Source organism: Hohaiivirga grylli (assembly GCF_039655745.1).
GTDB classification, from domain to species: Bacteria; Pseudomonadota; Alphaproteobacteria; order Rhizobiales; family Beijerinckiaceae; genus Hohaiivirga; species Hohaiivirga grylli.
The window spans coordinates 1-13379 of sequence record NZ_JBBYXI010000010.1 but is presented as its reverse complement, the minus strand read 5'-3'; the positions used below and the strand labels follow the sequence as shown (position 1 = coordinate 13379).

General features: G+C 41.2%; 16 protein-coding genes and 2 pseudogenes. 13 read left to right on the top strand and 5 right to left on the bottom strand.

What is annotated here, in order from left to right:
• Window positions 1-20: 20 nt before the first annotated feature.
• Both WJT86_RS12065 and WJT86_RS12060 read left to right on the top strand, forming a co-directional pair.
• On the top strand, window positions 21-2162 hold the full coding sequence (locus WJT86_RS12065) for a hypothetical protein (RefSeq protein WP_346337835.1): 2142 nt from the start codon (window positions 21-23) through the stop codon (window positions 2160-2162).
• Window positions 2162-2515 carry an immunity 8 family protein gene (locus WJT86_RS12060; protein ID WP_346337834.1) on the top strand — a complete coding sequence of 118 codons (354 nt, stop codon included), beginning with the start codon at window positions 2162-2164 and terminating at the stop codon, window positions 2513-2515. Before WJT86_RS12065 ends, WJT86_RS12060 begins: the two co-directional genes overlap by 1 nt.
• Before the next feature lie 462 nt (window positions 2516-2977).
• On the opposite strand, the gene WJT86_RS12055 is transcribed toward WJT86_RS12060, so the two are convergent.
• On the bottom strand, window positions 2978-3682 hold the full coding sequence (locus WJT86_RS12055) for an IS6 family transposase (RefSeq protein ID WP_346337833.1): 705 nt from the start codon (window positions 3680-3682) through the stop codon (window positions 2978-2980).
• A gap of 305 nt (window positions 3683-3987) precedes the next feature.
• Between WJT86_RS12055 and WJT86_RS12050 the strand changes: the two genes are divergently transcribed.
• From WJT86_RS12050 to WJT86_RS12040, 3 genes are all read left to right on the top strand, one after another.
• A complete protein-coding gene (locus tag WJT86_RS12050) occupies window positions 3988-4617 on the top strand; it encodes a hypothetical protein (protein WP_346337832.1) in 630 nt (209 codons plus the stop codon).
• Window positions 4618-5038: 421 nt separating this feature from the next.
• Window positions 5039-7504: a hemagglutinin repeat-containing protein gene (locus WJT86_RS12045; protein WP_346337836.1), complete on the top strand. Its 2466-nt coding sequence runs from the start codon at window positions 5039-5041 to the stop codon at window positions 7502-7504.
• A 9-nt stretch (window positions 7505-7513) separates the two neighbouring features.
• Window positions 7514-7741, top strand: a complete 228-nt coding sequence (locus tag WJT86_RS12040; protein ID WP_346337831.1) for a hypothetical protein — start codon at window positions 7514-7516, stop codon at window positions 7739-7741.
• A gap of 86 nt (window positions 7742-7827) precedes the next feature.
• Here WJT86_RS12040 and WJT86_RS12035 read toward each other — a convergent pair.
• A protein-coding gene (locus tag WJT86_RS12035; protein WP_346337830.1) for an IS6 family transposase occupies window positions 7828-8530 on the bottom strand; the annotation gives its coding sequence in 2 pieces (ribosomal slippage) (window positions 7828-8179 and window positions 8178-8530; 705 coding nt in all).
• Window positions 8531-8622: 92 nt separating this feature from the next.
• On the opposite strand from WJT86_RS12035, the gene WJT86_RS12030 reads away from it, so the two are divergent.
• Window positions 8623-9000: a hypothetical protein gene (locus WJT86_RS12030; protein WP_346337829.1), complete on the top strand. Its 378-nt coding sequence runs from the start codon at window positions 8623-8625 to the stop codon at window positions 8998-9000.
• A 164-nt stretch (window positions 9001-9164) separates the two neighbouring features.
• Here the strand turns inward: WJT86_RS12030 and WJT86_RS12025 are convergent.
• Window positions 9165-9278: pseudogene (locus tag WJT86_RS12025) on the bottom strand (IS6 family transposase); the annotation flags it as partial.
• A 271-nt stretch (window positions 9279-9549) separates the two neighbouring features.
• Here WJT86_RS12025 and WJT86_RS12020 point away from each other — a divergent pair.
• Window positions 9550-9798 (top strand): hypothetical protein, encoded by a 249-nt coding sequence (locus tag WJT86_RS12020; protein WP_346337828.1) that lies wholly within the window; start codon window positions 9550-9552, stop codon window positions 9796-9798.
• Window positions 9799-9860: 62 nt separating this feature from the next.
• Window positions 9861-10118: a DUF7660 family protein gene (locus WJT86_RS12015; protein ID WP_346337827.1), complete on the top strand. Its 258-nt coding sequence runs from the start codon at window positions 9861-9863 to the stop codon at window positions 10116-10118.
• Between the two features lie 204 nt (window positions 10119-10322).
• Here the strand turns inward: WJT86_RS12015 and WJT86_RS12010 are convergent.
• A pseudogene (locus WJT86_RS12010) lies at window positions 10323-10478 on the bottom strand (DDE-type integrase/transposase/recombinase); the annotation flags it as partial.
• 142 nt (window positions 10479-10620) lie between these two features.
• Between WJT86_RS12010 and WJT86_RS12005 the strand changes: the two are divergent.
• The 4 genes from WJT86_RS12005 to WJT86_RS11990 all read left to right on the top strand — a co-directional run bounded on the left by WJT86_RS12005 (window position 10621) and on the right by WJT86_RS11990 (window position 12046).
• On the top strand, window positions 10621-10998 hold the full coding sequence (locus tag WJT86_RS12005; RefSeq protein WP_346337826.1) for a hypothetical protein: 378 nt from the start codon (window positions 10621-10623) through the stop codon (window positions 10996-10998).
• A 234-nt stretch (window positions 10999-11232) separates the two neighbouring features.
• Entirely contained in the window at window positions 11233-11481 is a 249-nt protein-coding gene (locus WJT86_RS12000; RefSeq protein WP_346337825.1) for a hypothetical protein, read from the top strand.
• A 58-nt stretch (window positions 11482-11539) separates the two neighbouring features.
• Entirely contained in the window at window positions 11540-11797 is a 258-nt protein-coding gene (locus WJT86_RS11995) for a DUF7660 family protein (RefSeq protein WP_346337824.1), read from the top strand.
• A 6-nt stretch (window positions 11798-11803) separates the two neighbouring features.
• On the top strand, window positions 11804-12046 hold the full coding sequence (locus WJT86_RS11990; protein WP_346337823.1) for a hypothetical protein: 243 nt from the start codon (window positions 11804-11806) through the stop codon (window positions 12044-12046).
• Between the two features lie 49 nt (window positions 12047-12095).
• On the opposite strand, the gene WJT86_RS11985 is transcribed toward WJT86_RS11990, so the two are convergent.
• Window positions 12096-12245, bottom strand: coding sequence for a hypothetical protein (locus WJT86_RS11985; RefSeq protein ID WP_346337822.1), 150 nt, complete (start codon window positions 12243-12245; stop codon window positions 12096-12098).
• A gap of 26 nt (window positions 12246-12271) precedes the next feature.
• Between WJT86_RS11985 and WJT86_RS11980 the strand changes: the two genes are divergently transcribed.
• Window positions 12272-13379 (top strand): hemagglutinin repeat-containing protein (locus WJT86_RS11980; RefSeq protein WP_346337821.1); only part of this gene is annotated, 1108 nt, incomplete at its 3' end.

The following is a 13379-nucleotide window of genomic DNA, read 5'->3' as shown; positions in this document are numbered from 1 at the left end:
CCCATTCTGATGGCTCATCCATGAATGTCGGTGGCTCGCTGACCATTGGTTATGGCGTATCAGGTTCGCTTAATGCAGGTGGCGGAAACTCGACAAGCGACAAGGCATGGGTGACGGAGCAGACAGGCATCTATGCTGGAGATAATCTCAACATCACAGTTGGCAATCATACCCAGATTGATGGTGCGGTAATTAACTCTGAAACAGGTAATCTAACCTTTGATACCGGCACTCTTGGGTTCTCTAATATTGTTGATCACGATACGGCTTCATCAATGAATGTGAATGTTGGTATCAGCAATGATCCGGCAACGGGTAAACCATCGGGTGGTTCAATTTCCGGTTCAGTTTCAGATCGTGATCGCGAACAGGTCACTCATGCAACGGTCGGTGAAGGTGAAATCATCATCCGGAATCAGGAAGAACAGAAGCAGGATGTTGCAACCCTTAACCGTGATGTTGAGAAGGCTCAGGAAATCACCAAGGATGAAAGCTCAGGCGTAGATTTCTATGTCTCATCCAGCGCTATTCAGGAAATTGGAACTGGATTTAAAACGATACAAGAGAATATTAAAAATCTTGAGAGTGCTGATAAGCGGTTAGAGGCAAATGTTAGAAAAGCAACTAGTGAAGCTGATTATGCGCTTACAAGAGTTAGAGAGGCATTAATTGATTCTTTTGCAGCATCAGGAGAAATTTCTGCCGCTAGTGCTACTAAACTTAAAGAAGTCATAAATCGTTTTGATGAAATAGACCCTGATTCACTAAAAGGAGCGTGTGGTTCGTCCCAACAAGGTTTCAATTTGTTCCATTGGATTATTACACCTGCATATGCAGGTGATTTGGGATGTGCGTTGCGTTTTAAAGGTGGCAATAGCTTAGATATGTCTGAAGAAGAATATACTAAGTTAAAACAATCTATTACACTGAGCGCTAAACAAGCAATAGAGAGTAGTCGTAGCAGATATGACGAACTTTTAAGTAAACAAGACGCAGGTACACTTACTTCAAGTGAAAAAATAGAATTAGGCAATCTGCATGGTTATTTGCAGCAGCAAATGGCATATTTTGAGCTTTGCAGTGATGATCGCGGCGCTCTTAGAGCCTCTGGTTTAATACCGAGTGATAGTCACTACAATACGATGATTTCAGTTGCTGAAGCATATCGCACGGGGGGGGATGCCCTTGCTGCAGAGAAGTTCGAGCTAACAAAAAATCAGGCAGAAAAGCTTATGGAGTTGCGTCAGACTAACCCTCAGCTTTATCTGGCAAGTTATGCCATTCTATATGGGCATAATGAGAATCTACTAGACGCCCTTTTTCTTATGGATGGGGCAACGCAGTCTGGGGTTACGCCACAAGCTTCACAGGAAATGTTGAAAATGGCAGCAGCACAGATTGCTAGGGCTACCTTGCCATATGACGTGACTGCTCTGAATAGTCTACCTCCCGGCATAACAGAAGCTATACAAACTGCCGCGAATGGTCTCACCGTTGAACAGCGTTTTGCTCTAGCAGCAGATTACTATCAATATCAGGTGGCTCACGCAGGTAATGTAGAAGAAGCAGTGAGTAATGCGAGAAAGGCTACTGGCGCAATTCTTGTAACTCTTGGAGTTGCAGCTGTCGCAGTTCCTGTTACTGAAGCGGCTCTAACATGTTTTGCGAACATTATGTGTCGAGCAGAAGCTCTTTATACATTGGGACAAGAAGGTGTTGCTTTTGCTACAGGTGAGGGGGCTATTGCAGCAGGTGGTATCAGCCTTACAGCAAAAAATAGTGAGAGGCTGATTGAAATAGCAGGAGAGTTTGGAGCATTCATAACAGCTCCAGCAACGGCTGGTAGAAATTTAACAGTTGGCGAAAAAATAGGTATATTGCGAGAGGCTTCGCAATATGGAAAAGGAAACTTTAATTTGGGTACATCTACTGCCGCCGAAGCCAATGCACTAGGTTTAGCTTGGGTTGGGCCCAACTATAAAGTAGCAAGTGATGGCAAAACTTTAGTTAGTGCAGATGGTCTTCGGCAATATAGGCCGCCAGCAAACAAACCAAATAGCGATTTTGCTGTTACAGGTGTACAATCTAATTTTGAGGCTAGAACTACTCCTAATGGTAGTTGGCAGAGTAATGGGCATCTTAATATAAAAGGAGATAAATAATGAAAGCAGAAATTAAGAAAATAATGTCTCCTGATGTTGATTTAAAAACGTACAAACCAGAAAAAGATGATTTTTTTGGATTTTTAATTGAAATCTTTATCGGCCCTCATGATTTTGATGGGTCGGAAATGTTTCAAGTTGTTGTCTGCACGCCAGAATGGTTAAAAGAAAATATGATTAATGGTAAAGTTTTGATAGGATATCGTTTTATCCTTATTGAATTTTACGATATGAATAAAATCTTTTCAGAGATAAAGAGTTATGTTGAGAATTGTTCTGGTAATAATTGGCAAGAGATAGCATTAAAACTTTGTAGATTTGCGCATTGGGAATTTGAAGATTATAAAATATAAATAAATATTCGATATTTTATTGGGTTTTGCCGCATTTTGGACTGAGGATACAGTTTGAGGCGCTTTTAGTGTTGTGCCGTCCAAGCGTCCAAACCGGATTGAGTAGAGTTTGAGGCGGTGATTTTGAGTTGATTTACCGCCTGATGAGATTATTGGACGGGTGGATTTGGAGCTTTGAATGGCTCGCTTTTAGTGTTTCGTCATTTCAATCCTCGCATTTTCCTGATTTCAGACAAGTTGACCCGCCCATCCTTTGGACGGTGTAATGTTTCTCAATTTCTAACTTACGCTTTTCTGTTTCTTCATCGTCGATGAACAAATCCGGTGAGAAGTCCCTCCCATGCGGAGAACCAGATAATCTGCTGTGACCTCTGGTTGTAAATATTAATCCCGTGCCATGCTTCACGAGGGGTTCTGTCGCATTTGGAGCTAATAATACAGTTTAAGATGGTTGTAGCAGTTTCACTTTACCGGAATGAGCATTTCAAACTGCTGTTTGAGGTTTAAAGGCGCACTTCGGGCGTAATCTGCCTGCCCCTGCAGCATCATCTGGATTGTTTCAATGCCGCTGAGAATGATATTGGCACAAGCGTTGGATTTGAAGCCAAGCATAGGTTTGATGCGCCTTTTAATACAGCGGTGGCTTTGTTCAATCCGGTTATTCAGATATTTGCCAGTATGAACCTTAATAGGTGAAAGCAGCTTCCCATTTTCATTTCTGAGCCGATGTTCATTATCAATTGCGACAAGAGCCGTATGATTAGCCTGATAGCGATCAAGCGTAATACTCTCCGGCCTGTCGTTTCGCTCAAAAGCTTTCCTGAAAAATAACCTTGCGGCCCGGATGTTGCGCTTCTCCGAGAACAGAAACTCAACGGTCTGTCCTTTGTCATCAATCGCGCGATAGAGATACGTCCAGCGTTGCCCAACCTTGATATAGGTTTCATCGACAAACCAGTTTTTACCTGCTGGCTTTCTCTGACTGTTAAATGCCTTCGCAATCAGAGGCGCGTATCTGATAATCCAGCGATGAATAGTTGCGTGGTCAACCGATATCCCACGCTCCTGCATCATCTCCTCAAGGTTCCGGAGTGACAGGCAATAAGCCAGATACCAGCGGACACAGAGCAAAATGACAGATGGCGGAAAACGTCGATATTTGAACATTGCAACTCATAAAGGAGAAAATTAAACTCCACGTGTTATGAGTACGGAATGTTGCTGGTTAATTAATGCGACAGAACCGCCTGATAATGAATGGATATTAGAAAGCAGAGGGGCGAATAGAGGCCCTGGGGAACGAAATTGGGCTAGCGATGCAGCTGGAACTGGTAACCAGTTTAAGAAGATGACACCTGATCCTAATGATCCTAATAAAATTCGAATGAAAGATTCTAACGGTAAAACAGTTATAAAGAATAAACCGCCAGGTTTCGATGAATATTGGCGCATAAAGACAGGAGTTAAGTAAATTGTGTAACGTCATAGAATTTCCTAGAAAAGAATGGTTTGAAGGACGTTGGTCATTTGATAATGATGTTGCTAACCGCGAGATCATTATTAAAGATATTACAAAAGCTTATCCCTCTGTTGAACTTCTAGTTTTTTATGATGATGACGATATTGTAGATAATAAGGAAGAACATCTAAAAATAAGCAATATCAGATATGATAAAAATATTCTCTTATTTGAGACTATGTTTCCGTCTATTGGGCGAATTAACAAGTATAGGTTAAATTTAACAGAAAATTTTAATTTATTAAAAGGTTGTTTTTCGTATATAGAAAAATCTTCATTTTCACTTTCAAGAAGTTATAAATTGAAAGGAAGAATTGTAAATGTTTATATAATAGATGATGAAGATTTTTGGTCTGAATATCATGTTTCTTTTAATGAAAATGGTATTCAATTTGTTGAGGCAAGAGATTCTGAAAATAATGAATTGTATAATATATCTAGAACTAAATTATGCAATGATAAAATAATTCTTAATATATATGTTAATAGTGAAAAAATTTCAAAATTTTTGATTTTTGATTTAAGAAATAAAGTTGTTAAGTTCAAATTTTGCTACTATATTGATATTCATAGAATTAAATAGGTTCTGTCGCGTTTGGAACTGAGGGTACGGTTTGAGTTTGTTGTAGCCTTTCACTTTACCGGAATGAGCCTTTCAAACTGCTGTTTGAGGTTTAAAGGCACACTTCGGGCGTAATCTGCCTGTCCCTGACGCATCATCTGGATTGTTTCAATGCCTGTCCCGTCCAAGCATCCAAACTGGATTGAGTAGAATTTGAGGCGGTGATTTTGAGTTGATTATTTGCCCGATGAGATCGTCGGTCGGTTGGATTTAGAGCTTTTGCCTGCTCATTTTTAGTGTTTCGTCATTTCAATCCTCTCATTTTTCTGCTTTCAGACAAGTTGACCCGCCCATCCTTTGGACGGTGTAGCTTACTCTGTTTTACCTTCACTCAATTCGCTGCGTCATCGTCGATGAATAAATCCGGTGAGTAGTCTCTCCTATTGTCAACCTGACATTAAATACGGGCAATGATGTTATCATTGAAAGCGCTCAATCTCACAGTTCTTCCGGTTCTCGTGAGGAAAGCTGGGCTACTGGTATTGGTGTTGGCGCATCCGCTGGTATGGGCGGCTATTCAGTCGGCATCCAGATTGATGGCTCCTACTCCCGTTCAGAGAGAGACAGTTGGGGCGTTCAGCAGAATAATTCGCATATTATTGCAGGTAATACGGTCAATATCATTTCTGGGAATGATACGACGATAGCTGGTGGAGTAATCTACGGCGATAATGTGTATCTTGATATTGGTAATAATTTAACGGTTCAGTCACGTCAGGATACAGGTCACTCAGAAGGTTCTTCGATGAATGTTGGCGGCTCTGCAACCATTGGTTGGGGTGGAGCTATTTCAGGTAACGGCAAATCAGGAGGAGGAAGTTTCGGGTTTGGGGGCTCTGAAAGTGAAGTAGCGTGGGTTACAGAGCAATCCGGTATTTATTCCAGCAATAAGATGGATATCTATGTCGAGAACCACACTCAACTTGATGGTTCGGTCATAGCTTCCGGCACGGGTGATTTAACGCTTGATACAGGTACACTCGGGTTCACGACCATTAAAGATTATGACCGCGGTTCCGCATTCGATATGACAGTTGGTGTGAGTGCATCCAATGGTGAGCAGCAGGTTAACAAGTACCCTTGGATGCCGAATAACCCGAATACAGCAGCTCAGCAACAGGAGCAGGCTTCTCGGGATGATAAGGGCAGCCCGCCAAATGCTTGGGCAGGTGGAAGTATTGAAGAACATGACCGTGAACAGGATACCAACGCAACTGTTGGCGAAGGCACCATTATTATTCGTAATGGTGAGAAGCAGGAGCAGGATGTTGCTGCACTTAATCGTGATCTTGATAAAGCGCAGGTTGTCACCAAAGATGAAAGCAGAGGTGTTGAATTCTACGCCTCATCCAATGCTATCGATGGACTTATCAGAATAGATGAGACGGCACCTAAGCTTTATCAGGATTTCGTGAGACAGCTTGATCTTTTAGCAGCCTCTGGAACGGCCTTAGCAGATTTTATTGCAAATTCAGCTCGTGATGGTCAGCTGACACAAGAACAGCTTGATGAGCTAAAACGTGAGTTGGATAGCTGTACAGCACAGAGAAGCGGGTTTAACCTTCTCGATTTCTTCGTAACACCAGCCTATGCCGCCGCTCCGGCAAACCCATGTGATGCTGCAGTTATAACACGTGCTCTGAACTATATTAAGGAAAACAAGGAGAGAATAATTGCCCAAGCCCGTGCAAGTTTTGGCAATCAAGAGGCTATGATTGCTGCTGATGCAGAATTATCCAATATTCGCAAACAAAGTGCTGTTTTGCAGGATTGTGTTGATTATGCAACTTCATTGGGCACCACTGTTGAGCAACAGATGTATGTATCTGCTGCTAAGGTGGCCAGAGACGCAGGGGAAACATTTTCGTTAACTAAGGTGTCTGTTGAAAGACGCCAACAGCAGCTAGCCGACTTGGAAGCTCAGGCTGCTGCGGGAGTTTTAACGCCAGCACAGCAGCAAGAACTTGAACTCTTGCGTAGCCAGGTTGATAGAGACCAACGCTATCTTTCAATGGGTCGAGAAGATGCCAGTTATCAGCAGCAACTCGCTGTATATAACGAGCTTAAAAACTCAGATGGCTATATTTGGGCGGAAACGGCTCTGGCCAATAATCAAGGTGGTATAGAAGCATATTCTCAGTTGCAACAACTTATTCAAAGTCAAATTCCTAATAATACGAATAGGGCTATGGGAGGGCTACAGGCAGCTGGCGGTACCGTCATGATGGTTGTTGGTGCGGGCATGGTTGGTGGAACAGAAGGGGCTGCGGCTGTTCCGGGCTGGATGGTCGCTACGGCAGGCGTAGATGAATTTCAGACGGGAATACGTCAGGCAGTTTCAGGCCTTCATGAGGATAGTGCGGCTTATGCAGCGATCAAAGGTTCTTGTGAACTTGCGGGAATCTCAGATTGTTCAACGAAAGCAGCCATAGCTGATTTTGCCGCAAAGGCAGCATTAGCTTGGTATGGAGCTGGGATAACATCTGGAAGTACATTTAGCAGAATTGAAATTATTGCATCAAATCGAGTACCTGCTCTTGAAGAATTAAGTAGTGCTGCACAATCTGCTAATAGAAATGGCTTAACTGATGCAGGCCGAGCATTGCAAAAACATTCGTCCAGACCCGGAAGTGCATTTAGCGCTTCAGATACCAAATTAGAAACTCTTAATCGCGAGGGACAAGCAATTGTCGATTCAATTTTACGAGATAATGGGTCTCAATTTATACGAAGAACTATTATTGAAAATGGGCAGAGAGTAACAGTAATTGATGTTATTTCAGTAGATGGAAGGACATTACGTTTTAATAGTACAGGTCGTAATTTGATAGGTTTCAGGGAACCATAGGTGATAAATATGTTGGAATTTAGTGTAGGTAGCTCAATGAATAGAGATGATTTATACGTTGAGCTTTCTTATGATTATTCGCAATGGGGTGAAATAGCTTTTTCAGAAGACAATGGTAAATTATCGATTATAATATATCTTGAAAAAGATAAAAAACTAAAATTTGAGTATGATGAATTCATTACTTTTCTTGAAAAGGCAAAAAAGCGGCTCTTACAAGTAGAAGGTCTTAAGTAAGGTTCTGTCGTATTTAAACCCGAGGTGTCCCGTCCGGTTCTGTCGCATTTAAAGTTATAGGCGCATTTGAAGCGGTTTTGAAAGTTTCATTTTACCGGAACGAGCATTTCAAACTGCTGCTTGAGATTTAAGGACCCACTTCGGGCGTAATTTGCCTGTTCTCGCCGCATCATTTGGATTGTCTCAATCCCATTGAGAATAATGTTTGCACAGGTGTTGGATTTGAAGCCAAGCATAGGTTTAATGCGCATTTTAATACTGCGATGGCTTTGCTCAATTCGGTTGTTTAGATATTTCCCAGTGTGAATCATAATAGGCAGGAACAGTTGCCCATTTTCATATCTGAGCCGATGTTCATTATCAATTGCGATAAGAGCCGTATGATTAGCCTGATAGCAATCAAGCGTAATACTCTCCGGCCTGCCGTTTTGCCCGAGTTTTCTTGAAGAATAATCTTGCTGCCCGGATGTTACGTTTTTCCGAGAACAGAAACTCAACGGTCTGTCCGTAGTTGTCGATTGCGCGATAAAGATACATCCAGCGCTTGCCAACTTTGATGTAAGTTTCAGCTACAAACCAGTTTTTACCTGCCGGTTTTCTGTGCCTGTTAAATGCCTTCGCAATCACAGGCGCATATCTGATAATCCAGCGATGAATAGTTGAATGGTCAACCGATATCCCATGCTCCTGCATCATCTCCTCAAGGTTCCGGAGTGACAGGCTATAAGCCAGATACCAGCGGACACAGAGCAAAATGACAGTTGGTGGAAAGCGTCGATATTTGAACATTGCAACTCATGAAGGAGAAATTTAAACTCCACGTGTTATGAAATGATGTTGCTGATCAATTAATGCGACAGTATTGGTTTTTGGAGATAAGCTTGAAAGTAAAATGCATCAAATTGCTGAAGGCAGACGGTAAAGAAGTTGAGTTCTCTCCCTCGCTTACCTTGGGTAAGGAATATCATGTTTTAAGCATTTCATACGATTCATATGGGAAGTTATATTACAGAATAGTAACTTCTGAGAGAGAGGGTAAATGGCCTCATATGAGCCTCCATTCAGAAAAATGCTTTGAGCTAGTAACGACTTTTGTGCCATCTAGTTGGCATCTCAAAATTTACCAAAATAAAGGATTTTCTATAGGGCCAAAAACTTGGATTAATTCTTCTTTCTATGAAAATTTTTATGATGGAGAGCCAAGTGCCCTTCATACTTTCTATGAAGAATACAAAAAAATACTTTCTGAAGAGCCATAGTTAAGTATATCGGGTTCTGTCGTATTTGGAACTGATGGTACAGTTTGAGACAATTGAGGGAATTTCACTTTACCGAAATGAGCACTGCAAACTGCTGTTTTAGTTTTAAAAGCACACTCCGGCGTAATCTGTCTGCCCTGCCGCATCATCTAGATTGTCTCAATTATTCCATGCTTCTGCATCATCTCCTCAAGGTTCCGGAGTGACAGGCAATAAGCCAGATACCAGCGGACACAAAGCAAAATGACAGTTGGTGGAAAGCGTCGATATTTGAACATTGCAACTCGTGATGGAGAAATTTAAACTTCACGTGTTATGGGTGCGGAATGTAGCTGATTTACAAAAACTTGCTAACGCGCCAAATGCGCTTAGAGTTATGGACAATGCAAGTGGCCATATAAACATCATTCAAAGTGTTGATGGTGTTCTTTTGCGTATTACACTGCCGAGAGATGAATTTAAAATTATATCTGTTGGTAGAATTCGAGAAAATCAAGTAAATAACTTATTGAATAACGGAAGATATTCACCACTAAATTAGGTACAATAATGGCAACTATTAACATAGAAGAAATTCAAAGATTCTTGCACTCTAAGGGAGATAAAGATGCATTGCCATATCAGAATAATGGCGAAGGCTATTTTCTAGAAATTAGGTTTGATAAACCTAATGTGAAAGATAGAAAATATCTTGATGAGGAATTTAAGAATAAAGTTTTTAGTGTTGATTGTGCATATGGCTCAGTACTAATTCTTTTTGATGAGAATGGGTTATTAAAATCAATAGAAATTTCTTAGGACAGTTCTGTAACATTTAAATCTAACGATATAGTTTGAGCTTTTTTGAGATTTTATCGTAAATGAAAATCGTGATCGAAACTTTAAATGAAATAAGTACGAAAGAGCAGCTGGCTGAGCATATCTCTAGTTTAAGGCTAAGCTTAGAGCATGAATCAAATTCATGGGAAAATATCTCCCTTGAACAATATCTGGAAGCAATGGAGGCTTGGATTCTGGATATTGATGGATATGCCAAAAACTTAAATGATGAAGCTGTTCTATCACCAAGTTGGGCCACTTTTGCTAAAATTTTAAGTGCCGCAAAAGTTTATGAATAAAATCAAATGTCGAATTTAGTATTTGAAAAAATGGGGGATATTAATAGTAAGTATGGGCTCTGTCGCATTTAGAACTGACGATATAGTTTAAGGGGTTCTGTCGCATTGGGAACGGATGATACAGTCTGAGACGGTTGTGGCAGCTTCACTTTGCGGGAATGAGCATTTCAAACTGCTGTTTGAGGTTTTTAAGGGCACAATTCGGGCGTAACTCGGCTGTCCTCGCCTCATCATTTGGATTGTTTCAATTCCGTTGAGAATAATGTTGGCGCTAGCGTTGGATTTGAAGCCAAGCATAGGTTTGATACGCCTTTTAATACAGCGATGACTTTGTTCAATTCGGTTATTCAAAATATGCGACAGGAACATACCAAAGTCCTTCAGGCGATTTTCAAATGCATTTTTATAAAAACCGTACTACAGGAGACATCCTCTATGGGATTGATTATAAAGCAATATTTAATCATAATGGTACTTTCCCTTAAGGTTTTTGGAGGTAGACTTGAAAGTAAAATGCATCAAATTGCTTAATGCAGATGGTAAAGAAGTTGAATTCTCCCCATGGCTAACCCTCGGTAGGGAATACCCAGTTCTAAGCATAGATATTAGTGACTCTGGCAAAATATCCTATAGAATAGTTACTTCAGAAAGGGACGGATTCTGGCCAGATATGGGGCTTCATCAAGCGGATTGTTTTGAAGTAACCAGTACTATTATACCGTCAAATTGGCGTGTAAGAATTTATAAAAATAAGGGATTAAGTATTTATCCGGATACTTGGCAAGATAATTGGTTCTTAGAAGCGTTTTATGATCGAGACCCGAAAGCTTTTCCAATCTTCCAGCAAGAGTATCAAAAAATATTGACTGAAGATCCATGAGGTGTCTGTCACATTTGAGGCTGACTATACCTTTAAGGTTTTAGGATTGCCCCGACCAATTGCCCGAAGGCGCTTGAGAGTCTGTTATTAAAGCTGATTACTCGCCTGATAAGTTCATCGGGTGGCAGAATTTAGGCTTTAAATTATCCGATCTTAGCGTCCCAACAGTTCAATTTCTTATTCACGCTTCCATCATAGGAACAATGCAACTTCTTTCAAATTCATGGAGAAAACATGCCTAAATTTAAATGCCATTGTGGTCTTATAATGCAATTGCATATGGAAGGAAAAGAGTATGAATTTGAATTAGTTCAAGAAAAAAATATTATGAAATCTATTGAGAAGTTAGAAGAGGGCAATCTGTCTATTAATGAATTCATAGAATTCATGAAAACAAATAGAGATGTTTATCAGTGTCCGAAATGCAGACGTTTATGGATTGAAGAAGAAAAGAATAAATTTAGTAGTTACATAAAGGAATAGGTTCTGTAACATTTAAATCTAACGATATAGTTTGAGCTGTTTTGAGATTTTATCGTAAATGAAAACTGTGATTGAAACTTTAAATGAAATAAGTACGAAAGAGCAGCTGGCTGAGCATATCTCTAGTTTAAGGCTAAGCTTAGAGCATGAACCAAATTCATGGGAAAATATCTCCCTTGAACAATATCTGGAAGCAATGGAAGCTTGGATTCTGGATATTGATGGATATGCGAAAAATTTAAGTGACGAGGCTGTTCTATCACCAAGTGGGGCCACTTTTGCTAAAATTTTAAGTGCAGCAAAAGTTTATGAGTAATATAAAATGTCGAATTTAGTATTTGAAAAAGTGGGAGATATTAATAGTAAGTATGCCTATGTTTGCGTATATTCTGAAAATAAGAATGACCCATTTATGGAGATAGCTGTTTCTGATAGTAAAGAAATAGTATTCACTCTATATCAAAACTCATTTCCAGTATCCTTGACTATCCAGCAATGGAATGAAATTTATAATTTTTCTTTAGATTTTTTGCCTAAGGCTTTAAAAAATGCTGAAGATGATTGATTCTGTCGCGTTTAAGATTAAAGGCGCATTTGAATCGGTTTTGAAAGTTTCATTTTACCGGAATGAGTAGTTCAAACTGTTGTTTGAGGTTTAAGGGCGCACTTCGGGCGTAATACGCCTGTCCCTGCCGCATCATCTGGATTGTCTCAATCCCATTGAGAATAATACTGGCACAGGAGTTGGATTTGAAGCCAAGCATAGTTTAATGCGCCTTTTAATACTGCGATGGCTCTTGCTCACGGTACAACAATTAATGCCGGTGGGAATCTGAGCCTTAATGCAGGTAACGACATTCATCTGCAAGGTGCCAATGTTCATGCAGGCAATGATCTGAGCCTTGTTGTTGGTAATGATATCACCATTGAAAGCGCGCAATCCTACAGCTCTTCCGGTTCACGTGAAGAGGAATGGAATGCAGGCATTGGTGTCGGTGCGACTGCCGGTCTTGGTGGTTGGTCTGCCGGCATCCAGATTGAGGGTGGCTATTCACGTTCAAACAGCAACAGCTGGGGTATCCAGCAGGAGAACAGCTATATCAGTGCTGGAAACTCCATTACGATTAAATCCGGCAATGATACGACACTTGCAGGAGCTCTTGTTTCCGCACCGGATATTACACTTGATGTCGGCAATAACCTGACTGTTCAGTCACGTCAGGATACAGGCCACTCTGGAGGTTCCTCAGCACGAGGTGGAGGCTCGCTGACCATTGGAGCGGGTGTTGCCGGTTCCTTCTATGCTGGTGGCGGCAATAGTGACAGTGACGTTGCCTGGGTGACAGAGCAGACGGGTATCTATGCAGACAAGAAGCTTGATATCTACGTAGAGAACCATACCCAGCTTGACGGTTCAGTGCTGAACTCATCTACGGGTGATCTCACGCTTGATACGGGTACACTCGGGTTCACGACCATCAAGGATTATGACAAGGGCGATGCCTTTGACATGACGGTTGGGGGAAGTGCTGGTGGCCTGCAGGAAAACGCATGGTCATGGAATACTGCCCAAAATGGTGGGGGCTCTGGGAATTCTTCTAATCAGCAGTCAAAAAAGAGTGATCAAAAAACAGGGCTACCGAATGGTCCATGGGTTGGTGGCTCAGTCTCGGGGCATGACCGCGAGCAGGATACCAATGCGACAGTTGGTGAAGGCACCATCACAATCCGCAATCGAGACCAGCAGGTTCAGGATGTTGCCACTCTGAACCGTGACCTCTCACAGGCACAGGTCATTACCAAGGATGAAAGCTACGGTGTCGAGTTCTATGCCTCGAATAGCGGGCTGAATGCGATTACGAATCCAGCGCAATATTACAAGGATGTAACGGAGGGAT

Excerpts from the sequence above, each read along its gene's own strand:
- WJT86_RS12000 (WP_346337825.1), top strand. The coding sequence starts at position 11,233 with ATGCCTAAATTTAAATGCCATTGTGGTCTTATAATGCAATTGCATATG.
- WJT86_RS12015 (WP_346337827.1), top strand. The coding sequence starts at position 9,861 with ATGAAAATCGTGATCGAAACTTTAAATGAAATAAGTACGAAAGAGCAG.
- WJT86_RS12020 (WP_346337828.1), top strand. The coding sequence starts at position 9,550 with ATGGCAACTATTAACATAGAAGAAATTCAAAGATTCTTGCACTCTAAG.
- WJT86_RS12060 (WP_346337834.1), top strand. The coding sequence starts at position 2,162 with ATGAAAGCAGAAATTAAGAAAATAATGTCTCCTGATGTTGATTTAAAA.
- WJT86_RS12040 (WP_346337831.1), top strand. The coding sequence starts at position 7,514 with ATGTTGGAATTTAGTGTAGGTAGCTCAATGAATAGAGATGATTTATAC.
- WJT86_RS12055 (WP_346337833.1), bottom strand. The coding sequence starts at position 3,682 with ATGTTCAAATATCGACGTTTTCCGCCATCTGTCATTTTGCTCTGTGTC.
- WJT86_RS11990 (WP_346337823.1), top strand. The coding sequence starts at position 11,804 with ATGTCGAATTTAGTATTTGAAAAAGTGGGAGATATTAATAGTAAGTAT.
- WJT86_RS11985 (WP_346337822.1), bottom strand. The coding sequence starts at position 12,245 with ATGCTTGGCTTCAAATCCAACTCCTGTGCCAGTATTATTCTCAATGGG.
- WJT86_RS11995 (WP_346337824.1), top strand. The coding sequence starts at position 11,540 with ATGAAAACTGTGATTGAAACTTTAAATGAAATAAGTACGAAAGAGCAG.
- WJT86_RS12065 (WP_346337835.1), top strand. The coding sequence starts at position 21 with ATGAATGTCGGTGGCTCGCTGACCATTGGTTATGGCGTATCAGGTTCG.